Genomic DNA, 22,852 nt, shown 5'->3' on the forward strand with positions numbered 1-22,852 from the left:
GGAACCAGGAACAATGGCCAAGCACACCATGGCAGAGCGCATCGAGCAGCTCGCCCAGGAACGGGCGCGCGTCGAGGCGGGCGGTGGCGAGAAGCGCATCGCCAAGCAGCACGAGAAGGGCGCGATGACCGCGCGTGAGCGCGTCACCAACCTGCTCGACGAGGGCACGCTGCTGGAGGACGGTGCCTTCCGCAAGAACCGCACCACCTTCTTCGGCATGGACAAGGCGGACATGCCCGCCGACGGCGTCATCACCGGCGCCGGCGCGGTCCTGGGCCGTCCGGTCCACTTCGCCAGCCAGGACTTCACCGTCGCCGGTGGCTCCGCGGGCGAAACCCACAACATCAAGGTCGCCGAGGCCATGCACGCCTCGCTCGACACCGGCACGCCCTTCATCTTCATCAACGACTCGGGCGGCGCCCGGGTCCAGGAGGGCATCGACTCGCTGTCCGGCTACGGCAAGGTCTTCTACGAGAACGTCCTACTGTCGGGCGTCGTGCCGCAGATCTCGATCATCGCCGGCCCCTGCGCCGGTGGCGCGGTCTACTCCCCGGCGCTGACCGACTTCATCATCCAGACCCGCAAGGCCCACATGTTCATCACGGGCCCGGGCGTGATCAAGCAGGTCACCGGCGAGGATGTCACCCAGGACGAGCTCGGCGGTGCCGACGCCCAGATGTCCTCCGGCGTGGTCTCCTTCGTGGCCGACGACGACGAGCAGGCGCTGCTGATCGCCAAGAAGTTGCTCAGCTTCCTGCCGCAGAACAATGCCGAGGACGCCCCGATCGTCGACCCGGTCGACGACGTCTCGCCCAACCAGAAGCTCCGCGACATCGTGCCCGACGAGGGCAACAAGGGATACGACGTGCGCGAGGTGATCCGCGAGATCGTGGACCGTGGCGACTTCCTCGAGGTGCGCGCCGGCTGGGCGCAGAACCTGGTGGTCGGCTTCGGCCGCGTCGTGGGCCGCACCGTGGGCTTCATCGCCAACAACCCCTCGGTGATGTCCGGCGTGCTGGACATCGACAGCTCCGACAAGGGCTCGATGTTCATCCGCTTCTGCAATGCCTTCAACATCCCGGTGGTCAACCTGGTCGACGTCCCCGGCTTCCTGCCGGGCGTGGCCCAGGAGCGGGGCGGCATCATCCGCCACGGCGCCAAGATGCTCTACGCCTACTCCGCCGCGACGGTGCCGAAGATCACCATCGTGATGCGCAAGGCCTACGGCGGCTCCTACCTGGCCATGTGCTCCAAGGACCTGGGTGCCGACAAGGTCTTCGCCTGGCCCAGCGCCGAGATCGCCGTGATGGGCGCCGAGGGTGCGGCCGCGGTGGTCTTCCGCCGCGAGATCGCCGAGGCGGAGAACCCCGAGGAGCGCCGCAAGGAGCTCGTCGAGGAGTACCGCGACACCTTCTCGACGCCGTACATGGCGGCCGCCCGCGGCCAGGTGGACGACATCATCGACCCGGCCGACACCCGTCGCCAGATCGCGCTGAGCCTGGAGATGCTGGCCACCAAGCGCCAGATCCGCCCGGCCAAGAAGCACGGCCTCGAGCCGGCCTGATCGGGGGATGGCAATGGAGAACACCGAACAGCTCGAGGCGCTGGTCGCCGAGCTCTCGCAGCGCCTGGAGGCGCTCGAGGGCGAGGTGGCCACGCTGAAGGCCAACCAGCAGATCCCCGACGACGTGATGGTGGCCATCTCGGCCGCCGTCGCCGCCTACCTGGGTCACAAGGCCACCGTGAAGGCCGTCCGCCTCAAGACGGGCCGCAACTGGTCCACCGAGTCCCGAGGCCGCGTCCACAACCGTTCGGTCAAGTGACCGTCCCAATCAGGAGAGAGAAGCCATGAAGCTCAAGGTGACCGTCAACGGGACGGACTACCTCATCGACGTCGAGGTGGAGGAGGAGCAGCAGCAGACGCTGAGCCCCATCATCATCGGCGGCGTCAACACCGGCAACAACCCGATCCCCACCCGCGCCTCGATGCCGGCCGCGAGCTCCAATGCGGTCGTCGCACCCCTGGCCGGCTCCGTGGCCCGGATCCAGGTCAAGGAGGGTGACGCGATCACCGCCGGCCAGGTGCTGGTGGTGCTCGAGGCCATGAAGATGGAGACCGAGATCACCGCTCCCGGCGACGGCACGGTGGGCACCATCCTGGTGGAGGCAGGCCAGGCCGTGCAGGGTGGGCAGGCGCTCATCGAGCTGGTCTGACCCGACGAAGTTGGTCAATTGACTAGATACCTGAAGGATGTCTGACCCGCCCCGAGATTCGTTGTGCAGCTGGGATTCCTAGGTATAACGTCTGTCATACCAACACCGGTTGCGGATGTTGGGGTTCAACATCCAAGTGGGGGATGTGCGTGAAGCCGCAAGGTGGAACGCGAACAACGCAAGAGCAGTGGCGAGGCCTGGGGCCTCGCCACTGTTCTGTTTCTGGGGTAGTCCCGCCCGATGGCTTGGGGCGGCATCACGTCAGGCTGTCTAACTAGACAACCTGACTAGTAAGCGCTACTGTCTAGTCATGCCCGTGAACCCCTGGCCCAGCGAATGGCTCCGCGGCCTGCTCACCCTCGCCGTGCTGCGGGTGCTAGCCGACGGCCCCACCTATGGCTACGAGATCGCCGCTCGTCTCGAGGAGGGTGGTTTCGGCCTGGTCAAGGGAGGCTCGCTCTACCCGCTGCTGAGTCGCCTGGAGGTGGCTGGCCATGTCAGCACCGAATGGCGCGAGGGGCAGGGCGGACCCGGTCGCAAGTACTTCCTGCTCACCGACCAGGGCCGTCAGGAGTTCACGCGGCAGGCCCAGCAGTGGCGCGACTTCAGCTCCACCACCGACCACTTCCTGGTGCCCTTCCCCGGCGCCGGGTCCGTCCCCGAGAACGAGGAATGACGATGGACAAGACCACCACCCACTGGTTCGACGAGATGGTGACCGAGCTGCGCCTGCGCGACGTGCGCGGCGACGCCATCGGCGACGCGGTCGCCGAGGTGGAGAGCCACTGCCAGGAGGCGGGCGAGACGCCGCAGGAGATGTTCGGTGATCCTCGTGACTACGCGCGTCGGCTCGCCTTCCCCGAGCAGCAGATGGTGACCCGCAGCGCGGGGCAGTGGCTGGCGCTGCTGGCCCCGATGCTGCTGGGCGGCCTGGGCCTGTTGCTGGCCGGTCCCACCGGCTCCGCGCTGGCTGCCGGGCGCGACGTGCAGGTCAGCTGGGGTGAGCTCGCCTCGCTGCTGCTGATGTGCCTGTTCGCGGCCGGCGTGGTGCGCTGGACCCATGCCATCGTCCAGCAGCGGCTGCGCGGCATCCTCTTCTTCACCGGCGCCGTGACCGTGGCCGCCATGCTTCCCCCCATCCTGCTCACCAGCGTCGCCGTGCGGCTGCCGGTGACCGTGGCCGCAGTTCTCGCCATCGCCCTGCAGCTGGCCTGCCTGGTGGGGATGTACCGCCGCATGGACGACTGGGATGACCCGCTGGTGGATCCCCGTGGCTCGACCAGCCCGGTGGACCGGCACCCGGCCGTGAGCCGCGCCATGATCCGCCTGCTGCCCTGGATGTTCCCGGTGGCGGCCGCGGTCTTCGCGCTGATGGCCTGGGTGGTGGGCTGAGCCGGCGGATGCCGTCCACCCGTCGTCGTGGGAGGACTGCCGCTCCGGCAGGCGAGTAGCGTGGCGACGGCCCCATCGGTCGGCAGAGGAGAAGACGTGAAGACCTGGCAGCGCTACGTGGCGATCGGCGACTCCTTCAGTGAGGGGATGTGCGACCCCGATCCCAGCCGCGAGAACTCCTACCTGGGCTGGACTGACCGGCTGGCCCACCTGCTCGCCGCAGACGCGCGTGAGGCGGGCCATGATCTGGCCTATGCCAACCTCGCCATCCGCGGCCGGCTGCTCGACGACATCCTGGGACGCCAGCTCCCGCTCGCGCTGGAGCTCAAGCCCGACCTGGTCAGCCTGGTGGGTGGCGGCAACGACGTGCTGCGCCCCGGTTCCGACGTCGACGCGCTCTCGCAGCGGATGGAGCAGGCCGTGGTGCAGCTGCGCAGCGCCGGCATCGACGTGCTGATGGCCACCCCCACGGACCCGAAGGAGGCGCCGCTGCTGCGCGCCACCCGGTCGCGCTGCGCCATCTACCTCGCGAATCTGCACACCATTGCCCGGCGCCACGGCTGCGCCCTGGTGGACCAGTGGGGCCTGGACGAGATCAAGGACTGGCGGATGTGGGCCGAGGACCGGCTGCACATGACCCCCGAGGGGCACGTCCGGGTGGCGCTGGCGGCCTACGAGGCGCTCGGCGGCGACCCCTCGGACCGGCCCGAGGCGCTGCCGCCCGCCGCGCCCGTGGGACGCGCCCAGTGGCTGCGCGAGAACGCCCAGTGGGCCCGCGAGTACGTGCGCCCGTGGGTGCACCGCCGCCTCACCGGCCGCTCCTCGGGCGACGGGCTCAGCGCCAAGCGGCCCGAGCTGGTGGTCGTCGATCCCGACGAGCAGCTGCCCACCCCGCGCTTCTGAGCGAGGGGCCGGCCGCCCGGACGCTCCGTTCAGCCCTCGCGGTGCACCTTGTGGTTGGCGGCCTGGGCGCGGGGACGAACCACCATCCGGTCGACGTTCACGTGCGCCGGCCGCGAGGCCATCCAGCCGATGCACTCGGCGATGTCCTCGGCCACCAGCGGCTCCGCGACGCCGGCGTAGACCGCGTCCGCCCTGGCCTGGTCGCCGTGGAAGCGGGTCAGGCTGAACTCCTCGGTGCGCACCATGCCGGGGGAGACCTCGCAGACCCGTACCGGGCGGGCCACCAGTTCCAGGCGCAGCGCACCCACCATCGAGCGCTCGGCCGACTTGGCACCGCAGTACCCGGCGCCGCCCTCGTAGGGCGCCTCGGCGGCGGTCGAGGTGACGAAGACCACGGTGCCGGCTGCTGACTCCAGGGCGGGCAGCAGGGCCTTGGTCACCCGGGCGGTGCCGAGCACATTGGTGGCGAACATGGTCTGCCAGGCCGCCAGGTCGGCCTCGGCCAGCGGCTCCTGGCCCACGGCGCCGCCCGCATTGTTGACCAGCAGGTCGAGCCGCTCGCCGACCGTCTCGCGCAGCGCGGCCACGTCCTCGTCGCTGGTGATGTCGCAGGTCACGGCGGTACCGCCCAGCTCCTCGGCCAGCGCCTGGATGCGCTCGGAGCGACGGGCGGCCAGCAGCAGGCGGTAGCCCTGGCCGGCCAGCTGGCGGGCGGTGGCGGCCCCGATGCCGGAGCTGGCCCCGGTGACGACGGCCAAGGGTGAAGGGGTTTCGGTGCTCATGGGCCGATTCTTCCACCCGCGTCCGTCAACCGGATGCTCGCCCACCCACCCCTGTCCTCAGGCGGTGCGCTCGCTAGAGTTGGGGGCATGACCTACAAGCTGATCCTGCTCCGCCACGGCGAGAGCGAGTGGAACCAGAAGAACCTGTTCACTGGCTGGGTGGACGTCGACATCAACGAGAAGGGCGTCGCGGAGGCCAAGCGTGGCGCGGAGCTGCTGAAGTCCGAGGATCTGCTCCCCGACAAGCTGCACACCTCGCTGCTGCGTCGCGCGATCCACACCGCCTACCTGGCGCTGGACGGCTGCGACCGCCACTGGATCCCGGTGGAGCGCAGCTGGCGTCTCAACGAGCGCCACTACGGCGGCCTGCAGGGACTGGACAAGGCCGAGACCCTGGAGAAGTACGGCGAGGAGCAGTTCATGCTCTGGCGCCGCAGCTACGACACCCCGCCGCCCGTGCTGGACAAGGACGGCGAGTACTCGCAGTTCAACGACCCGCGCTATGCCGACATCGCCGAGGACGAGCGTCCGCAGACCGAGTGCCTCAAGGACGTCGTGGCCCGCATGCTCCCCTACTGGGAGAGCAACATCAAGCCCGACCTGGCCGAGGGCAAGACCGTCCTGGTGACCGCGCACGGCAACTCGCTGCGCGCGCTGGTCAAGCACCTGGACAAGATCTCCGACTCCGACATCGCCGGGCTGAACATCCCCACCGGCATCCCGCTCTACTACGAGCTGGACGACAACTTCGAGCCCGTCACCCCCGGTGGCCGCTACCTGGATCCGGAGGCCGCCAAGGCCTCGATCGAGGCGGTCAAGAACCAGGGCAAGAAGAAGTGAGCCGGCGCGGCTGAGCCGCGACGCCAAGGAACCCGGTCCCCATCAGGGGGCCGGGCTCCTGTCTGTCTGGTGCGCGGGGCTGTCGGGCGCCAGGGATCAGGCGTTGGGCCAGTTCTCGCCCTCGGGGGCCTCGCCGGTGATCAAGTAGATGATGCGACGGCCCATCGCCACCGAGTGGTCGGCGATGCGCTCGTAGTAGCGGCCCAGCAGGGCGGCGTCGACGGCCTTCTCCACGCCGTGCGGCCAGTCGTCGGCCAGCAGCATGGTGAACTGCTGGCGGCGCAGGTCGTCCATCTCCTCGTCGTGCTCGGCCAGCTTGCTGGCCTCCTCGACGTCGCGCTGGCTCAGCGTGGTGCCGGCGGAGGCGATCATGTGGTCGGCCACCTCGGCCATGCGGGTGAAGTTGGCCACCAGGTCGTCGGGCACGGCGTGCTCGGGGTAGCGCAGCCGGGCGATCTTCGCGACGTGCGCGGCCAGGTCTCCCATCCGGGCCAGCTCGAAGACCATCCGCAGCGCGGCGACGATGGTGCGCAGCTCACCGGCCACCGGCGCCTGGCGGGCCAGCAGCTGGAAGCACTGCTTCTCGATCTCCTCGTGCATCACGTCGAGGCGGGTGTCGTCGGCGATCACGCGCTCGGCGATCCGCAGGTCCGCGTTCAGCAGCGCCTCGGTGGCGTCATGGACCGCGATGCGCACGTTGCTGTTCATGCTGACCAGCTGGTCGACGACGTTGTTCAGTTCTTCGTGGTAGTTCTCGCGCACTGGGTTTCCTTGTTCGAGGGAGGTGCGGCAGACGCCTGGCTGTCGATCCTGCCACCTCGGGAGGGCAGGTACCTGCCAAGACGCTAGGTTTCGACGGAAGACTGCCAGCAGCCTGAGAGTAACGCCGAGGTGAACGTTCGGGAAATGGTTTCCCGAGGGACCTTGGGGTCCGGGGAGCCGGGCCCACCGGCGGGTCCTATGCTGGTCCGGTGATGCAAACCGCGCTCTGGGCAGGACTCGGGCTGCTGCTCGGAATCGCCCTCGGAGCAGGGGTGATGATCTGGTGGCACCGCGAGGTGAACCGCCACGCCGAGGTCCCACAGCCAGAGCCCACCCAGCCCGTCGAGGCCAGCCCGCAACTGGTGGAGATGGTGGACCTGCTGCGCTCGGCCGCCATGCTGGTGGGCCCCCATGACGAGGTGCTGCACTCCAACCCGCAGGCCCGTCACCTGGGCCTGTGCCGGGGTGACCGGGTGGTGGTGACGCAGGTGCTGCACCGGATCCGCGAGGTGCGCCGGCTGGGTGAGACCACCGTCTTCGACACCGAGGTGGCCCGCGGCCCCGGCGCCCCGACCCTGCACCTCAACGTGCGCATCTCGCCGCTCAGCGACGCCACGCTGATGGTGCTGGTGGAGGACCGCACCCCGCTGCTGCGGGTGGACGAGACCCGCCGCGACTTCGTCGCCAACGTGGGTCACGAGCTCAAGACCCCGATCGGCGCCATCCAGCTGCTCAGCGAGGCCGTCGAGCAGGCCGCCGACGATCCCGACGCGGTGCGCCACTTCGTGGGCCGGATGCACACCGAGAGCGTGCGGCTGGGGGAGCTGGTCACCCAGATCATCGACCTCTCGCGGCTGCAGTCCGACGACCCGATGCTGCGTGCCGAACCCCTCGAGGTGGCCGACCTGGTGGACCACGCCGTGCAGAACGCCCGCGAGATGGGCAGTCGGCGCAAGGTCAACCTGGTGCGCGTCGACGCCCCCGAGCCGGTCGAGGTGCTGGGCGACGAGCACCAGCTGGTGGACGCGCTCACCAACCTGGTGACCAATGCCATCGTCTACTCCGATCCCGGCGCCCGGGTGGCGATCAGCACCGCCCTGGTGGACGAGGCCGGCGAGCAGTGGGTGGAGGTCAGCGTCGCCGACAACGGCATCGGCATCAGCCCGGAGAACCAGGAGCGCATCTTCGAGCGCTTCTACCGGGTGGACTACGGCCGCAGCCGGGAGCACGGCGGCACCGGGCTGGGGCTGTCCATCGTCAAGCACATCTGCGCCGTGCACGGCGGGTCGGTGAACGTCTGGAGCAAGCTGGGCCAGGGGTCCACCTTCACCGTGCGCCTGCCGCGCCACGAGCACACCGCCGTCCAGACGGCCCTCCTCCCGGGGGCCGAGCACACCCTAGAGAGGCAGCCATGACCCGCGTTCTGATCATCGAGGACGAGGACTCCTACCGCGAGGCCACCGCCTTCATGCTCCGCAAGGAGGGCTTCGAGGTCTCCGAGGCCCCGGACGGGGCTCGCGGCATCGGGGAGTTCGAGCGCACCGGCGCCGACCTGGTGCTGCTGGACCTCATGTTGCCCGGCATGCCCGGCACCGAGGTCTGCCGCCAGCTGCGCTCACGCAGCAACGTGCCGATCATCATGGTCACCGCCCGCGACTCCGAGATCGACAAGGTGGTGGGCCTGGAGCTGGGCGCCGACGACTACGTCACCAAGCCGTTCAGCCACCGCGAGCTGGTGGCCCGGATCCGCGCGGTGCTGCGCCGCGGGCAGGACACCGACCTGCTGCCGGAGCTGATCGAGGCCGGCGGCGTGCGGATGGACGTCGAGCGCCATGAGGTGACCGTGGACGGGGAGCCCATCCGGCTGGCCCTCAAGGAGTTCGAGCTGCTGGAGCTGCTGCTGCGCAATTCCGGCCGGGTGATGACCCGCGGCCAGCTGATCGACCGGATCTGGGGCGCCGACTACGTGGGAGACACCAAGACGCTGGACGTGCACGTGAAGCGGCTGCGCGCCAAGATCGAGCGCGATCCCTCCAATCCGGTGCTGCTGGTGACGGTGCGCGGCCTGGGCTACAAGTTCGAGGCCTGACCTGCGCCCGCAGGGGAGCCGGACGCACAGGACCCCGCCGCGCGACTGCGTGGCGGGGTCCTGACGGTTCCGGGCGCCGGGCTCAGTTCTGGCCGGCGGGGCTGGCCGATGCGAAGCCTGCCGCCTCCGCATCCAGCACGGGGACGGTGAGGGTGAGCGGCTGGGCCTGGGCGAAGGTCAGGCTCACCTGGGCCATGCCGCCGGGGCGCACGTCGCCCTTGACGGTGATGTTCGAGTCGGCCAGGTTCACCGTGCGGCCGGCGGGCAGCTTCAGCTGGCCCTTCGTGCCCAGCGTGAGCGGCTTGCCTGGATCGCTGTTCTCCTGGAGGGCGACGCCGGCCACCTGGGAGAGCGAGTCGTCCTGGGCCGCGATCAGGCTGCCGGCCAGGTGCATGGTGCTGCCCTCGCTGATCACCATCAGGTTGCGCACCTTGACGCCCGGGGCGTCGGTCTGGACGCCGGCGGCCGGCTGGTACGGCTCGAGGGTCTCGTAGTTGGCGCAGCCGGCGAGGCCGAGACCGGCCAGTGCGACGGCAGCGACGGCGACGCGGGACAGGCGGAGGGCAGGCATGCTCATCGTCAGAAGTTCCTTTTCGGTGTCCGGATGAGCACAGACTAGCCATTTTCCCGACGCGGCGCCTGCCCGCCCGCCGTGCCGGCCGGCCCGGTTCTCGCGCTGGTCAGGGCCCGATTGGCCGCGCCCGGGTGCGCCCCTCGGGCGCTCCGCCACTGGCGGGAGCTTTGCTTTCGGTCCTGACTAGGAAGGACGCCCTGAGGCTCAGCTGAGGAGCGTGCTAGAATAGGGCTTGGGAAAGGGGTCAAACATATGACTTTCACGGTCGGAGAAACGGTGGTGTACCCCAATCATGGGGCTGCTGTCATCGAGGACATCGAAACCCGCAAGATCAAGGGTGAGGACAAGCTCTACCTGGTGCTGAGGATCATCGGCCAGACGGACCTGGTGGTGAGGGTGCCGGCGTGCAACCTCGACCTGGTCGGGGTGCGCGACGTGGTCGACGCCGACGGTCTGGAGAAGGTCTTCTCCGTGCTGCGGGCACCGCACACCGAGGAGCCCACCAACTGGTCGCGCCGGTACAAGGCCAACCTGGAGAAGCTGCACAGCGGCAATGTCATGAAGGTCGCCGAGGTGGTTCGCGACCTGTGGCGTCGTGAGAAGGAGCGCGGCCTGTCCGCCGGCGAGAAGCGGATGCTCGCCAAGGCCCGTCAGATCCTGGTCTCCGAGCTCGCCCTGGCCGAGAAGGTCGAGGAGGACCGCGCCGAGGTCATGCTCGACGAGGTGCTCGCCTCCTGAGCCCCTGGCTCTGCTGACATCTGGTCGCCCCCGCCGTCATGGCGGGGGCGATCGTCGTCTCCGGGCCCTCGGTGCACGGCACCCCCGCCCGGGGAGCGCTGGCATACTGGCCGCCATGACCCAACCCGTCGTCGCCGTGCTGGTAGCTGCAGGATCCGGGACCCGGCTGGGGGGCGAGGTCCCGAAGGCGCTGGTCCGGGTGGCCGGCCGCACCCTGGTGGAGTGGTCGATGGAGGCCATGGCGCAGGGCGGCTGCGACCGGGCCGTGGTGGTGGCGGCCGCCAGCCTGGCCGAGGAGTTCCGCCGAGTGCTGGCTGGCTCGCCGATCCCGGTCGTGGTGACGGTGGGCGGAGAACGGCGCCAGGACTCCGTGGCCAACGGCCTGGAGCTGGCCGGTGAGCACGGCATCGTGCTGGTGCACGACGCCGCCCGCCCCTTCGTCCCGGCCGAGGTGGTCCGGGGCGTCATCACCGCGGTGGCCCAGGGCAGTCCCTGCGTGATCCCCGTCGTGCCCGTGGTGGACACCATCCGGGAACGCACCCCCACCGGCCCACAGGTGGTGGATCGCTCCCGCCTGGTGGCGGTGCAGACCCCGCAGGGCTTCGACCTGGACACGCTGCGCCAGGCCCACGCCGAGGCCGCCCGTCGCGGCCTGGAGGTCACCGACGACGCGGCCGTCTGCGAGGCGCTGGGCCACCCGGTCCACCTGGTGGCCGGCTCACGGGAGTCGAACAAGGTCACCGAACCACTGGACGTCCTGCTGGCCCGCGCCATCGCGGCCGGCCGGGGCCACGAGGAGGACTGAGATGGAGATCCGTACCGGCATCGGCACCGACGTGCACCAGCTGGCCGAGGGCCACGAGATGCACTGCGCCGGGCTGCACTTCCCCGACGAGCCGCGTGGCCTGTCGGGCCATTCCGACGGCGACGTGGCCTGCCATGCCGTCTGCGACGCCCTGCTGTCGGCCGCGGGGCTGGGTGACCTGGGCTCCAACTACGGCACCAGCGAGCCGCAGTGGGCCGGTGCCAGCGGCACCGCCTTCCTGGCCGAGACCGCCCGACGTGTGCGCGAGGCCGGCTGGGAGATCGGCAACGTGGCGGTGCAGCTGGTGGGCAACCGGCCGCGGCTGGCCGCGCGTCGCCAGGAGGGAGAGCAGGTGATGTCCGAGGCGCTCGGCGCCCCGGTCAGCCTGGCCGCCACCACCACCGACGGCCTGGGCCTGACCGGCCGCGGGGAGGGCGTGGCGGCGATCGCCACCGCCCTGGTCACGCGCGGCTGAGGCCTTCGCGGGGGGCACCCGGGTGCGGCTGGTTCAGCGCACCGTGTTCGCGTCGGCGGTGAAGGTGTTGCACGCGCCCACCTTCGTGCTCTGCAGGCCGACGCTGGTCCAGGACTGCCGGTTGGCGCCGGCGCCGTGGTTGCCCTCGTAGCCGGGTCGCCCGGTGAGCACGTCGTCGCCGATCGAGTAGAACAGCTTGCTGACATTGGCCAGCTCGGTGGGCGTCATGGCGGTGGACTGCTGGATCGAGCCGAGGAACTGCCCGGCGAAACAGTCCGCCTGCATCTCCAGGCGCCGGCTCAGCTGGTTGGCGGTGGACTTGCTGGACTTCTCCTCCCAGGCCGCCTCCGAGATCAGGATGGCGGAGCGGGCCTGCACGGCGTGGCCGAACTCGTGGGCCACCACGGCCTCGGAGATGTAGCGCGAGCCGCGCAGCGAGGAGGGGATGGTACGGGGCAGGTCGGCGGCGTAGTAGACCTGCTGGTCGGCGCCGCAGTAGACGGCATTGCGGCTGGGCAGCTTGCCGCACTTGCTGGTCACCGAGCCCGAGTAGACCGTCACCGAGGGGCGCACGGCCTGGAAGCCGGCGTCGGCCAAGGGCTGCTCCCAGACCCGCATCAGGCAGGCGGTCATCTGGTTGAAGTGGTCGGTCAGCTGCGCCCTGGAGGCGGTCTGCAGGTCGAGGGTGCCCATCTCGCAGCGCACCGGCTTCGGCACGCTGGTGGCATAGAGCGGGTTGGCCTTGAGCAGGTCGGTGGCCTCCTCGTAGGTCTCCGGCTCCGGCAGCGGCGGCGGGGTCAGGTCGGCCGGGGGCACCTGGTAGTCCTCGTTCTGGTAGCTGCCCTGGTTCGCGACATCGCCACCCGACGGGCTGGCGTCCGCGCCGGGCGTGGCCGAGGCGGAGGGGCCGGGGCTGGCGGTGGCCGGATTCGCCGAGGGGTCCCAGGGTGAGTCGGGCCCGCGCGTGGTGGCCTGGCTGGTGGGTTCGGGCACCGAGATGCTGGAGACCACGCTGGACAGCACCGCGCCCAGCAGCACCAGGCCAAGGAAGCCGAGCACGCCCAGCACGAGCAGCACCTTGATCAGGGTGACGAGCGGATTGCGGCGGCGCGGGGGACGGCCCCGACCCAGCGGCGGCTGCTGGCCGTAGGGCGCGGGCCACTGCTGCTGCGGCGCACCCCAACTCGTCTGCCCCCAACCCGTCTGCCCGGAGCGCTGGCTGGTGCCCCAGCCGGCCTGGCCGGACGGGCGACCCCAGGGGTCTGCTGGGGAGGGCCACTGCTGCTGGCCACCCCACTGCTGCTGGCCAGTCGGTCGGCCCCACGGATTCTGCGTCACGCCCCGAAGCCTAACCGGCGCCACCCCCCTGACCCAGCGCCGATGGGTTCAGCCGGCGGCGGACAGCAGTTCAGGCGGGTGCCGTCAGGTACCGGCCGATGTGGGATGCTGAGCGCGTCCGACCGCAGGCCAGAAAGGCTCCACAGAGTGTCCAAGACCACCACGACGCTGTGCGCACTCGCCGCCTCGGCCACGCTGGCCCTGTCCGCCGCGCTCCCGGCCCATGCCGAGCCGCTGGCCTCAACCCTCGAGGTGGAGGGCTCCGTGGACGCCGGTGGTGCGCTGAGCATCAACGAGACCATCACCTTCCAGGGCGAGGCCCCCGCCACCCTCACCCAGCGGCTGGCCACCACCGAGGACGCCATGGACCGCTCCCACTACGTCTTCTCCATCGACAATGTGAAGGCCAGCGCCGACGGGACCGACCTGGCGCCGGCGGTGCGCACCGACGGTGACTACACGGTGATCGACGTGGACACCGCGAAGGCCGGCGGCAAGCCGATCACGATCAGCTACGTGGTGCACGGGGCCGCGCGCGCCCAGGCGCCCGTCGCCGGGCAGGCGGAGCGCACCGAGGTGAAGTGGCGGGTCCTGCAGGGCCTGTCGGTCCCGGTCAAGGAGGTCAGCGGCACGGTGCGCACCCCCGGCACCGTGAGCTTCGTGAACTGCGAGTCCGGGCCGCCGGTTGCGCTGCAGCCCTGCACCACCTTCGGCGCCGGCACCCACGAGGCGCCCCAGCCCACCTTCAGCGACGGACCCCGCGGCAGCGGCGAGGTGGTGCAGCTGGACTTCGGCCTTCCCAGCTCCGTGGTGGCCTCGAACTCCGTCATCGACCACAAGTGGAGCCTGGACCGCGCCTTCAGCGTGAACCGCAAGACCCTGCTCGCCTCCCTGCTGCCCCTGCTGCTGGGCGGTCTGGCGCTGTGGCTGCTGCACCGTCGTGCCGGGCGTGACCAGGTGCACGCCAGCCGGGTCACCCCGGTGGCCGAGTTCCGCCCGGTGGGCCCGGGGGAGAGCCGCTTCACCGTGCTGCACGACGTGCGCCCCGGGCACGTGGGCACTGTCGCCGACGAGCGGGTGGACCCGGTGGACGTCACCGCCACCCTGCTCGACCTGGCGGTGCGCGGCTGGCTGCGCATCGTCCAGCGCCCCGACCGGCCGAACCATCCGTTGGACTGGACCTTCGAGCGGCGCGAAGCTGGCCAGGGCGAGTTGCGCGGCTTCGAGGCGCGGCTGCGGGATGCGGTGGCCCCGGCCGGTGCCCCCGGCGTCACCGTTTCCGCGATCAGCCCGGCCGTCGAGCCCGTGGTCGAGGCCGTGCAGGACGACCTCTACGAGGACGTGGTGCGCCGCGGCTGGTTCGAGCGCAGCCCGCAGGCCACCCGCAGCCGCTGGGCGGTGCTGGGCTGGACCGCGCTGGCCCTGGCCGTGCTGGCCACCCTGCTGCTGGTGCTGTTCACGACCTACGGCCTCGTGGGCGTTGCGCTCTCGCTGCTGGGCCTGGGCGCCCTGCTGGTGGCCCAGCAGATGCCGCGTCGTACCCACGACGGCAGCGCCCTGCTGGGCGGGCTGTCCGCGCTGGCCTCGCAGCTGGCCACCCAGCCCACCAACCAGGCACCCGCCGGTCAGGAGTACGCCGAGCTCTCGCGCGTGCTGCCCTATGCCGTGGTGCTGGGCGGCCGCGAGCGGTGGCTGCAGGCGCTGGTGGACGCCGACGACGACGCCGCCCCCGACGGTGACGACCTGGACTGGTACCACGCCCCCGAGACCTGGCACCTGCGTGACCTGCCGGGCTCGCTCAATGCCTTCATCGTCACGGTGCAGGGCCAGCTCTTCGGCCGCTGAGCCCCAACCGTCAGGAACGACGAGGCCCCCGGATCCCGCAGGATCCGGGGGCCTTCGCCGTCAGCCCTGACGTCTGCTCAGGAGAGCTCGAGGCCCGGGTAGAGCGGGCACGTGGCCAGCAGCTCGGCGGAGGCCGCCTTGGTGCGGTCGGCCACGCCGTCGGCGAGGGTGTACTTGGCCTTGCCGGGCTTGCCGGTGCTGGCGGTCACCGGGGTGGTGTTCGACAGCACGTCGACGATCAGGTCGGCGACCTTGTCGAACTCGTCGGCGCCGAAACCACGGCTGGTCAGCGCCGGGGTGCCGATCCGCACACCGGAGGTGTACCAGGCGCCGTTGGGGTCATTGGGCACCGAGTTGCGGTTGGTGACCACGCCGGAGTCCAGCAGCGCGGACTCGGCCTGGCGGCCGGTCAGGCCGAAGCTGGTGACGTCGATCAGCACCAGGTGGTTGTCGGTGCCGCCGGTGACCAGCTTGGCGCCCCGCTTGGACAGGCCCTCGGCCAGCGTCTGGGCATTGTCGGCCACGTTGCGGGCGTAGGTCTGGAAGCTCTCCTGGCGGGCCTCGGCGAAGGCCACGGCCTTGGCGGCCATCACGTGGCTCAGTGGGCCGCCCAGCACCATTGGGCAGCCCTTGTCCACCGAGTCGCTGTACTCCTTGGTGGCCAGCACGAAGCCACCGCGGGGGCCGCGCAGCGACTTGTGGGTGGTGGAGGCCACCACGTCGGCATAGGCCACCGGGTTCTCCTCGCCGGTGAAGACCTTGCCGGCCACCAGGCCCGCGAAGTGGGCCATGTCGACGAACAGGGTGGCGCCCACCTCGTCGGCGATCTCGCGCATCGTGGCGAAGTTGATCCGACGCGGGTAGGCCGAGTAGCCGGCGATCAGGATCAGCGGCTTGAACTCCTTGGCATCGGCGCGCAGCTTGTCGTAGTCGATCAGCTGGGTCTCGGGATCGGTGCCGTAGGAGCGCTGGTGGAACATCTTGCCGGAGATGTTGTGGCGGAAGCCGTGGGTGAGATGGCCGCCCGCGTCCAGGCTCATGCCCATCACGCGCTGCTCGGCGAAGGTGTGGCGCAGGGTCTCCCAGTCCGCCTCGGACAGCTCGTTGACGGTCTTGGCGCCCAGCTTCTCCAGGGCGGGGGACTCGATGCGCTTGTTCAGGATGGACCAGTAGGCCACCAGGTTGGCGTCGATGCCGGAGTGGGGCTGCACATAGGCGTACTCGGCGCCGAAGAGCTCCCGGGCGTGCTCGGCGGCCACGTCCTCCACGGTGTCGACGTTCTGGCAGCCGGCGTAGAAGCGGTGCCCGACGGTTCCCTCGGCGTACTTGTCGCTCATCCAGGTGCCCATGGTCATCAGGGTGGGCAGGCTGGCGTAGTTCTCGCTGGCGATCAGCTTGAGGCTGTTGCGCTGGTCGGTCAGCTCCTGGCGGGTGGCCTCGGCGATGCGAGGCTCCACGGCGCCGATGATGTCGAGCATGGTGCGGTAGGCGTTGGAGGCCTGCTCGTTGGTCTGGGACGCGACGTCGGTCACGGGTGCTCCTGGGACTGGGCTGGACGGTCGCTGCCCAATCTATCGCCCGGGGCGCTCGAGGGGGATGGTCGCGCGCCTCGCGGACGCCGAGGCGATGGTCTCGCCGGCCCCGGCACGACGACGGGCCCCGTCCTGGTGGACGAGGCCCGTCGGGCAGCTGGTCAGATCAGCGGCAGCGGCTGATCTCGTAGAGCGCGATCGAGGTGGCCACCGAGGCGTTCAGGCTCTCCACCGCCGAGGCGATCGGGATGCTCACCAGGTGGTCGCACTTCTCGCGGGTGAGCCGGGCCAGGCCCTCGCCCTCGGAGCCGACGACGACCACCAGGGGGCCGTCGACGCCGGGGATCCCGCCGATCTCCACGTCACCCTCACCGGCCAGGCCCACCACGGTGAAGCCTGCCTCGGAATAGGCGTCGATGGTGCGGTTCAGGTTGGTGCACATGGCCACCGGAATACGCGCGGCCGCACCGGCCGAGGACTTCCACGCCACCGCGGTCATCGAGGCGCTGCGGCGCTCCGGGATCACGACGCCGTCGGCACCGAAGGCAGCCGCGGACCGGATGATGGCGCCCAGGTTGTGGGGGTCGGTGATGCCGTCGCAGAAGACCACCAGCGGGGCAGTCTCGCCATCGAGCGAGTCGGCCATCACGTCGTCCGGGTGGGCGTACTCGAAGCTGGGCAGCTGGAGGGCGACGCCCTGGTGCACCGCGCCACCGGTCATCCGGTCCAGCTCGTTGCGGGTCACCTGCAGCATCGGCATCGAGTTCTCGGCGCCGAACTTGAGGATGTCGGCCAGCCGGGCGTCGCGCTCGGCGCCCTCGGCGATGTAGACGCCCTTGACGGGCATGCCGGCATTCAGCGCCTCGAGCACCGGGTTGCGGCCCACCACCCACTCGGCGCCGACCTTGCCCTGCGGCTTGCCGGCGGCATTGCGGCCCTGGCGACGGGCCAGCTGCTCCTTGGTGGTGCCGGGCTTGGCCTGGTTGCCCTTGTAGGCCTTGTGGTACGGGCGGTCCTCCGCCTTGGGGGTGGGGCCGCGGCCCTCCAGGCCCTTGCGGCGTCGCCCGCCGGAACCGGCGGTCTTGCCCTTGCCCTTGCTGGTCGCGCCACGGCGCGAGGAGTTGCCGGCCATCAGTTCCTGCCTTCGGTGGAGGAGAGCTCCCAGCGGGCGCCCTCCGGGGTGTCGATGATCTTGAGGCCGGCGGCGGCCAGCTGGTCGCGGATGGCGTCGGCGGCGGCCCAGTCCTTGGCGGCGCGCGCAGCGGCGCGCTGTTCCATCAGGGTGGACACCAGCCCGTCGACGACGCCGGTGAGGTCCTCGCCGCCCTGGCTGCGCAGGTGCTCCCACTCGGGGGCCTCGGGGTCCAGTCCGAAGACCTCCAGCATGTCGCGCACCGCGGCCAGGTGCTTTCCGACGGCGGCCAGCTCCTTGGCGGCCAGCGCCTTGTTGCCCTGGCTGATCTCGTCGAACAGGACGGCGACGGCCTTGGGCGTACCAAGATCGTCGTCCATGGCTTCGCGGAAGGCCTGGGGCAGGTAGCGCTCGGCTCGCCACACGTGGCCCGCCTCCAGCTCGTCGAGATGGGCCTGGTTGAAAGCGACCGCACGCTCCAGGAAGGAGTCGATCCGTTCGATGGCCTTGGTGGCCTCGTCCAGCGAGCCCTTGCTGGCCTCGTCGGAGGGGGAGAACTCGATCATGGACCGGTAGTGCGGTGCGAGCAGGAAGAAGCGCACGGCGCGCGGGTTGTAGGCCTTGGTCACCTCGGTGACCAGGGCGGTGTTGCCCAGCGACTTGCTCATCTTCTCGCCAGCCATGGTGACCCAGGCGTTGTGCATCCAGTACTTCGCGAAGGGCCGGCCGGCCGCGGTGGACTGGGCCAGCTCGTTCTCGTGGTGCGGGAAGCGCAGGTCCAGGCCGCCGCCGTGGATGTCGAAGGCGTCGCCCAGGTACTTGCCCGCCATGGCCGAGCACTCGATGTGCCAGCCGGGGCGGCCACGACCCCAGGGGGAGGGCCAGGAGGCGGTCTCGGGCTCGTCGGCCTTGTGGCCCTTCCACAGGGCGAAGTCGCGGGGGTCGCGCTTGCCGCGCGGGTCGGCGTCCTCGGCGGCCTCCATGTCGGCCACCTTCTGGTGCGAGAGGCTGCCGTAGGCGGGCCAGGACCTCACGTCGAAGTAGACGTCGCCGGACTCGTCGGCGGCCGGGTAGGCGTGGCCCTTCTCGATCAGCTCGGCGATCAGCTCCACCATCTCCGGGATGTGGCCGGTGGCGCGCGGCTCGTAGCTGGGCGGCAGGCAGCCGAGCGAGCGGTAGGCCGCGTGCAGCTCGTTCTCGAAGTGGTAGGCGTGCGCCCACCACTCGACGCCGGCCTCGGCCGACTTGGCCAGGATCTTGTCGTCGATGTCGGTCACGTTGGCGACGATGGTCACCTCGTGGCCGGTGAAGGTCAGCCAGCGGCGCAGGACGTCGAAGACGACCTCCTTGCGGATGTGGCCCAGGTGCGGGGCGCTCTGCACGGTCAGGCCACAGTGGTAGATCGACACCTTGCCGGGCACGAGGGGCTCGAAGTCGGTCAGCTGGCGCGTGGCGCTGTCATACAGGCGGAAGTTCACCGTCCCAGTCTACGCGAGCAGGCGCCCCACTAGGCGCGTCGGCCGGCGAGCCAGACCAGCAGGGCCGTCATCCAGCAGATCACCGTGAAGATCACCGCGCCGGGCTCCACCGTGGTCTGGCAGACCGGCTCGGGCCCGCCCGGGCCACCCAGGCTGATGCAGTCGCGCCCGAGACCCACCAGCAGCACCCCCAGCCCCAGCAGGAAGAGCAGGGCGGGGATCACGATGCCACGTGGGTCTCGCCGCGGGCCTGCGGCCCCGGGGTCCGGGCGGGAAATGGTGCGGCGGGTCATGACATCGATGGTAGGCGCCTCACAGGCCCGCTTGGTCTGCCAGCTCCCGCAGGGCCGTCATGTGCCCGGCCAGGGCCCGGCGCCCTGTCCTGGTGCTCCGCACCCAGGTGCGAGGACGCCCGCCCAGGCCGGTGGGTCGGTCGAGGGTGACGTACCCGGACTCGGTCAGGACCTTGAGCTGTTTGGAGAGCACGGAATCGGCGACCGCCAGGTCGTCGCGCAGGGCCTGGAACTCAAGTCTTTCCGCAGCCGACAGCGCCACCATGATGCGCAGCCGGTGGGGGGCGTGGATCACCTCGTTGAAGGCTGGGCTCACTGGCGCTCCCCGGTGGTCAGCCGACGGGCCAGCGCGCGGTCGAAGAGGATCGAGAAGGCGAGGGTCGAGAGGGCGGCAATGACCACCAGGCCGATCCCGGTCCATGCGGTGGTCCACGAGTACCAGTGGAGGCCGACGGCCAGGGCCAGTAGATAACAGGCCAGCAGGGCCACCAGCCAGCCCGTCACCAGAAGCCAACCTGCGGCGCCGAGCGAGCGCAGGCTGGGGTTCATGCCGGTCTCGCGGACTCGTCGGGTGGCGGCGAGCCACAAGGCGACGCACCCCAGCAGCACACCCATCGGGATCGACAGCGGGCTGCGACCTGGGGCCAGGGCGATGGCGGCGACGATGAGGGCCGGCCCGGCCATCTCGAGGACCCGGGTCATCGGGGCGACGGGGGTCAGGACGCGGGCGGCCATGCGGGCCCGTGTGGTGTCAGCATCCCGCAGCGCGTCAGCGGCCGAGTAGTTGCTTTCCATAGCGGAAAGACTAAGCAGTTCCTTTCTCTTTCCGCAAGGGAAACTGATATGTGCGGCTGTCGGTGCGGATCAGCCCCGGGAGCGGGCGCGCAGGGCCTCGATGTCGAAGCCTCCGAAGGGGGCGGGCTCCCCGGCCTCCTCCACGCCGTCCTCCCACGGGTCGTAGGGCTTGTCCTCGTCGTCGTCGGCGAAGCCCTGGGAGGGGTCGAAGGGATTGGCCAGGGCGCGGGTGCCGTCGCCCAGGCTGGTCATGGAGTCGCCGGAGATGGCCTCGTCGGGCAGGTTGCGCAGCACGTCGTTCACATATCCGTGGGCCGCGTCCACGAGGCTCACCTCGTAGCCGTTGCGCTGGCTGGCGTACCAGCGGTAGTCCAGCACCTCATGGAAGAACTGGGCGGCGTCACGCTTGCCGCGCAGGTCCCACGGGATGGTGGCCACGGCGGGCTCGAAGCACTGGGTGAGCCACTGGTGCGCCACCTGCGCCTCATCCTGGTGCTGCTGGTTGGTGCGGGCCCGGAAGGTGTCCAGGTCGTTGAGCAGCCGGCGCGCCTGGTTCTCCTCGGTGTCCAGGCCGGTGAGCCGCAGCAGGCGACGCGAGTGGTGCCCGGCGTCCACCACCTTCGGCTGGATCCGCACCGTGGCACCGTCGGCCGAGGTGGTGATGTCCAGCTCCGCCACGTCGAAGCCGAGGGCATTGAGTCGGCGCACCCGTGACTCGATGCGGTGCAGCTCGGAGCCGCTGAACTCCTCGACGCCGGTGAGCTCGGCCCACAGCTCGCGGTAGCGGTTCTCGATGGTCTCCACCAGGGTCAGGGGGTCCAGCGACTCGTCCAGCATGCCGCCGGCCTCCAGGTCGCAGAACTCGCCGAACAGGTTGGTGCGGGCGATCTGCAGGTCGTGCTCGCGCTGGCCGGTGGTGAGCTGGTCGTGCAGCTCCCCGGTCTCCGCATCCACGAGGTAGGCGGCGAAGGCGCCGGCGTCACGTCGGAAGAGCACGTTCGAGAGCGAGACGTCGCCCCACAGGAAGCCCAGCAGGTGGAGCCTGGCCAGCAGCACCACCAGGGCATCCACCAGCCGCATCACGGTGTCCTGGCGCACGCCGGAGCTGAACAGTGCGCGGTAGGGCAGGCTGAACTGCAGGTGCTTGGTGATCAGCACCGGGTCCAGCTGGTTGCCCTGGGCATCGACGCGGCCGGTCACCACGCCGAGCGGCTCCACCGCGGGGGTGTCCAGGCGCATCAGGTCGTGCAGCATCCGGTACTCGTGGATGGCCAGGTGCTCGATGACCTCCTTGGCCGCGTAGACCTGCTCGTCCACCCGGATGAAGCGCACCACGTGCCGCGAGATGCCGCGGGGCAGGGCCACCAGCTGCTCCTCGGGCCAGGCGGCCAGTGGCGTCCCCCACGGCAGGGGGATGAGACGCGCGTCTGGCTTGGCTGACAGGAATCGGGGCACGCACCCATCCTGCCACTGCACCGCTTGTCAGGTGGCTCTCTTGGGGGCGACACCGGGATTTCTCCGGCCCCGGGGCAAGAGCTGGCAAGCTGCTGCCGGGCCCTGGCCGGCATGCCTCAGCGGTGCAGGGCGCGATCCAGTCCCGCCCTGAGATCTGCCACCACATCGTCTGCCGGCTCGATCCCGACGCTCATCCGCACCAGGCCGTCGCTGATCCCGGCCGCCTTCTGGACCTCGGGCGGCATCGAGGCGTGGGTCATGGTGGCGGGGTGGCAGACCAGCGACTCGATGCCACCCAGGGACTCGGCCAGCAGCAGGCACTGCAGGCCGTCGGCGAAGGCCCTCACCGCAGCCACCCCGCCGGCCAACTCGAAACTGAGCAGGGAGCCGAAGCCGCCGGTCTGCTGCCGGGCGGCCACCTCGTGGCCCGGGTGCTCCGCAAGTGAGGGGTGGTGCACCGCGGTGACCGCCGGATGGCCGGTGAGCAGGTCCAGCACTGCGGCGGTGTTCTGCTCGTGCACCCGCACCCGGGCGTCCAGGGTACGCAGCCCGCGTAGGACCAGGTAGGAGTCGAGGGCGCCGGCGGTCAGGCCCAGGCAGTTGGCCCACAGCCGCAGCTGCTCGGCATGCTCGGCGGTGCGGGCCACGGCCACGCCACCCACCACGTCGGAGTGGCCGTTGATGAACTTCGTGGTTGAGTGCACCACCAGGTCTGACCCCTGGCTGATCGGACGCTGCAGCGCGGGGGAGCAGAAGGTGTTGTCGGCCACCAGCAGCGCCCCGGCGGCGTGCGCCAGCTCGGCCACCAGGGCGAGGTCGGTGATCCGGAGCAGCGGGTTGGACGGCGTCTCCACCAGCACCAGGTCGGCCGGTTCCGCCAGGGCCTGGCGGGCGGAGGCCTCGTCGGTCAGGTCGACGAAGTCGGCGCGCAGCTGCCCCTTCTCGGCCAGCCAGGTGAGCAGCCGCCAGGTGCCGCCGTAGCAGTCGTGCGGCGCCACGACCCGCCCGCCGGCCGGGACGAAGGCGTTCACCACCAGGGTCACCGCCGCCATGCCGGTGCCGGTGACGACGGCCCCGGCCCCCTCCTCGAGAGTGGCCAGGGCCTCGCCCAGCACGTCGCGGGTGGGATTGCCGCTGCGCGAGTAGTCGTAGGCGCCACGCCCGTCCAGCCCGTCGAAGGCGTAGTTGGTGGACAGGTGGATCGGCGGCACCACCGAGCGGTGGGCCGGGTCCGTGGCGAGTCCGGCGCGCATGCCACGCGCGGTGCGGCTGAGCGGTTCGCGTTCGGGGCCGGACTGGTCCTGCTGGGACATGGTTTCTCCTGACAACGGCTGTTGTCAGCCTAGGTGTTGGTCGCAGGCAGGTTCATGACACTCGGGTGATGGGAGCTTTCCCGCCGAGGGCGCTGTG

Annotated in this window: 25 protein-coding genes; 13 read left to right on the forward strand and 12 right to left on the reverse strand. The window is 70.5% G+C overall.

Going from position 1 to position 22,852, the window contains the following annotated elements; all coding sequences use genetic code 11:
* The first annotated feature begins 13 nt into the window (after positions 1–13).
* The 6 genes from ABD073_RS03455 (at position 14) to ABD073_RS03480 (ending at position 4,509) form a co-directional block, all read left to right on the forward strand.
* Positions 14–1,564: an acyl-CoA carboxylase subunit beta gene (locus ABD073_RS03455; protein WP_343872404.1), complete on the forward strand. Its 1,551-nt coding sequence runs from the start codon at positions 14–16 to the stop codon at positions 1,562–1,564.
* 13 nt (positions 1,565–1,577) lie between these two features.
* Positions 1,578–1,823, forward strand: coding sequence for a hypothetical protein (locus ABD073_RS03460; protein ID WP_343872405.1), 246 nt, complete (start codon positions 1,578–1,580; stop codon positions 1,821–1,823).
* A 25-nt stretch (positions 1,824–1,848) separates the two neighbouring features.
* Positions 1,849–2,214 (forward strand): biotin/lipoyl-containing protein, encoded by a 366-nt coding sequence (locus ABD073_RS03465; RefSeq protein ID WP_343872406.1) that lies wholly within the window; start codon positions 1,849–1,851, stop codon positions 2,212–2,214.
* Positions 2,215–2,524: 310 nt separating this feature from the next.
* Positions 2,525–2,890, forward strand: coding sequence for a PadR family transcriptional regulator (locus ABD073_RS03470; protein WP_343872407.1), 366 nt, complete (start codon positions 2,525–2,527; stop codon positions 2,888–2,890).
* A gap of 2 nt (positions 2,891–2,892) precedes the next feature.
* A complete protein-coding gene (locus tag ABD073_RS03475; RefSeq protein WP_343872408.1) occupies positions 2,893–3,606 on the forward strand; it encodes a hypothetical protein in 714 nt (237 codons plus the stop codon).
* A 96-nt stretch (positions 3,607–3,702) separates the two neighbouring features.
* Positions 3,703–4,509 carry an SGNH/GDSL hydrolase family protein gene (locus tag ABD073_RS03480; protein ID WP_343872409.1) on the forward strand — a complete coding sequence of 269 codons (807 nt, stop codon included), beginning with the start codon at positions 3,703–3,705 and terminating at the stop codon, positions 4,507–4,509.
* Positions 4,510–4,538: 29 nt separating this feature from the next.
* On the opposite strand, the gene ABD073_RS03485 is transcribed toward ABD073_RS03480, so the two are convergent.
* Positions 4,539–5,291 carry an SDR family NAD(P)-dependent oxidoreductase gene (locus tag ABD073_RS03485; RefSeq protein ID WP_343872411.1) on the reverse strand — a complete coding sequence of 251 codons (753 nt, stop codon included), beginning with the start codon at positions 5,289–5,291 and terminating at the stop codon, positions 4,539–4,541.
* An 87-nt stretch (positions 5,292–5,378) separates the two neighbouring features.
* Here ABD073_RS03485 and ABD073_RS03490 point away from each other — a divergent pair, with 87 nt between their 5' ends.
* On the forward strand, positions 5,379–6,131 hold the full coding sequence (locus ABD073_RS03490; protein ID WP_343872412.1) for a phosphoglyceromutase: 753 nt from the start codon (positions 5,379–5,381) through the stop codon (positions 6,129–6,131).
* A 96-nt stretch (positions 6,132–6,227) separates the two neighbouring features.
* Here ABD073_RS03490 and phoU read toward each other — a convergent pair whose 3' ends face one another.
* Complete coding sequence (gene phoU / locus ABD073_RS03495) at positions 6,228–6,893, reverse strand: phosphate signaling complex protein PhoU (protein WP_343872413.1); 666 nt, start codon at positions 6,891–6,893, stop codon at positions 6,228–6,230.
* A 212-nt stretch (positions 6,894–7,105) separates the two neighbouring features.
* Here phoU and ABD073_RS03500 point away from each other — a divergent pair, with 212 nt between their 5' ends.
* Positions 7,106–8,308: a sensor histidine kinase gene (locus tag ABD073_RS03500; RefSeq protein ID WP_343872434.1), complete on the forward strand. Its 1,203-nt coding sequence runs from the start codon at positions 7,106–7,108 to the stop codon at positions 8,306–8,308.
* Positions 8,305–8,982 (forward strand): response regulator, encoded by a 678-nt coding sequence (locus tag ABD073_RS03505; protein WP_343872414.1) that lies wholly within the window; start codon positions 8,305–8,307, stop codon positions 8,980–8,982. The genes ABD073_RS03500 and ABD073_RS03505 overlap by 4 nt, the downstream gene beginning before the upstream one ends.
* Positions 8,983–9,064: 82 nt before the next feature.
* On the opposite strand, the gene ABD073_RS03510 is transcribed toward ABD073_RS03505, so the two are convergent.
* Positions 9,065–9,559: a hypothetical protein gene (locus ABD073_RS03510; protein ID WP_343872415.1), complete on the reverse strand. Its 495-nt coding sequence runs from the start codon at positions 9,557–9,559 to the stop codon at positions 9,065–9,067.
* Between the two features lie 249 nt (positions 9,560–9,808).
* On the opposite strand from ABD073_RS03510, the gene ABD073_RS03515 reads away from it, so the two are divergent.
* The 3 genes from ABD073_RS03515 to ispF all read left to right on the forward strand — a co-directional run bounded on the left by ABD073_RS03515 (position 9,809) and on the right by ispF (position 11,574).
* Positions 9,809–10,294 (forward strand): CarD family transcriptional regulator, encoded by a 486-nt coding sequence (locus ABD073_RS03515; protein ID WP_343872416.1) that lies wholly within the window; start codon positions 9,809–9,811, stop codon positions 10,292–10,294.
* Positions 10,295–10,409: 115 nt separating this feature from the next.
* Entirely contained in the window at positions 10,410–11,099 is a 690-nt protein-coding gene (ispD, locus tag ABD073_RS03520) for a 2-C-methyl-D-erythritol 4-phosphate cytidylyltransferase (protein WP_343872417.1), read from the forward strand.
* Between the two features lies 1 nt (position 11,100).
* A complete protein-coding gene (gene ispF / locus ABD073_RS03525) occupies positions 11,101–11,574 on the forward strand; it encodes a 2-C-methyl-D-erythritol 2,4-cyclodiphosphate synthase (RefSeq protein WP_343872419.1) in 474 nt (157 codons plus the stop codon).
* A 33-nt stretch (positions 11,575–11,607) separates the two neighbouring features.
* Here the strand turns inward: ispF and ABD073_RS03530 are convergent, their stop codons facing one another.
* Positions 11,608–12,912 (reverse strand): neutral zinc metallopeptidase, encoded by a 1,305-nt coding sequence (locus ABD073_RS03530; protein ID WP_343872420.1) that lies wholly within the window; start codon positions 12,910–12,912, stop codon positions 11,608–11,610.
* A 147-nt stretch (positions 12,913–13,059) separates the two neighbouring features.
* Between ABD073_RS03530 and ABD073_RS03535 the strand changes: the two genes are divergently transcribed.
* The gene (locus tag ABD073_RS03535; RefSeq protein WP_343872421.1) at positions 13,060–14,757 is read left to right on the forward strand and encodes a DUF2207 family protein; all 1,698 of its coding nucleotides are present in this window, start codon (positions 13,060–13,062) and stop codon (positions 14,755–14,757) included.
* A gap of 77 nt (positions 14,758–14,834) precedes the next feature.
* Here the strand turns inward: ABD073_RS03535 and ABD073_RS03540 are convergent, their stop codons facing one another.
* The 8 genes from ABD073_RS03540 to metB all read right to left on the reverse strand — a co-directional run bounded on the left by ABD073_RS03540 (position 14,835) and on the right by metB (position 22,755).
* Positions 14,835–16,289 carry a glycine hydroxymethyltransferase gene (locus tag ABD073_RS03540; protein WP_343872423.1) on the reverse strand — a complete coding sequence of 485 codons (1,455 nt, stop codon included), beginning with the start codon at positions 16,287–16,289 and terminating at the stop codon, positions 14,835–14,837.
* 166 nt (positions 16,290–16,455) lie between these two features.
* Positions 16,456–17,421: a 23S rRNA (guanosine(2251)-2'-O)-methyltransferase RlmB gene (gene rlmB / locus ABD073_RS03545; protein ID WP_343872424.1), complete on the reverse strand. Its 966-nt coding sequence runs from the start codon at positions 17,419–17,421 to the stop codon at positions 16,456–16,458.
* Positions 17,421–18,899: a cysteine--tRNA ligase gene (gene cysS / locus ABD073_RS03550; RefSeq protein ID WP_343872426.1), complete on the reverse strand. Its 1,479-nt coding sequence runs from the start codon at positions 18,897–18,899 to the stop codon at positions 17,421–17,423. Before cysS ends, rlmB begins: the two co-directional genes overlap by 1 nt.
* 29 nt (positions 18,900–18,928) lie before the next feature.
* On the reverse strand, positions 18,929–19,192 hold the full coding sequence (locus ABD073_RS03555) for a hypothetical protein (protein ID WP_343872427.1): 264 nt from the start codon (positions 19,190–19,192) through the stop codon (positions 18,929–18,931).
* Positions 19,193–19,211: 19 nt separating this feature from the next.
* The gene (locus ABD073_RS03560; RefSeq protein WP_343872428.1) at positions 19,212–19,508 is read right to left on the reverse strand and encodes a transcriptional regulator; all 297 of its coding nucleotides are present in this window, start codon (positions 19,506–19,508) and stop codon (positions 19,212–19,214) included.
* Positions 19,505–19,987 carry a hypothetical protein gene (locus tag ABD073_RS03565; protein WP_343872430.1) on the reverse strand — a complete coding sequence of 161 codons (483 nt, stop codon included), beginning with the start codon at positions 19,985–19,987 and terminating at the stop codon, positions 19,505–19,507. The genes ABD073_RS03560 and ABD073_RS03565 overlap by 4 nt, the downstream gene beginning before the upstream one ends.
* A gap of 69 nt (positions 19,988–20,056) precedes the next feature.
* Positions 20,057–21,442, reverse strand: a complete 1,386-nt coding sequence (locus tag ABD073_RS03570; protein ID WP_343872431.1) for a DUF4032 domain-containing protein — start codon at positions 21,440–21,442, stop codon at positions 20,057–20,059.
* A gap of 116 nt (positions 21,443–21,558) precedes the next feature.
* Positions 21,559–22,755 (reverse strand): cystathionine gamma-synthase, encoded by a 1,197-nt coding sequence (metB, locus tag ABD073_RS03575; protein WP_343872432.1) that lies wholly within the window; start codon positions 22,753–22,755, stop codon positions 21,559–21,561.
* Positions 22,756–22,852 lie beyond the last annotated feature (97 nt).

The organism is Luteococcus peritonei (genome assembly GCF_039526385.1).
GTDB classification, from domain to species: Bacteria; Actinomycetota; Actinomycetes; order Propionibacteriales; family Propionibacteriaceae; genus Luteococcus; species Luteococcus peritonei.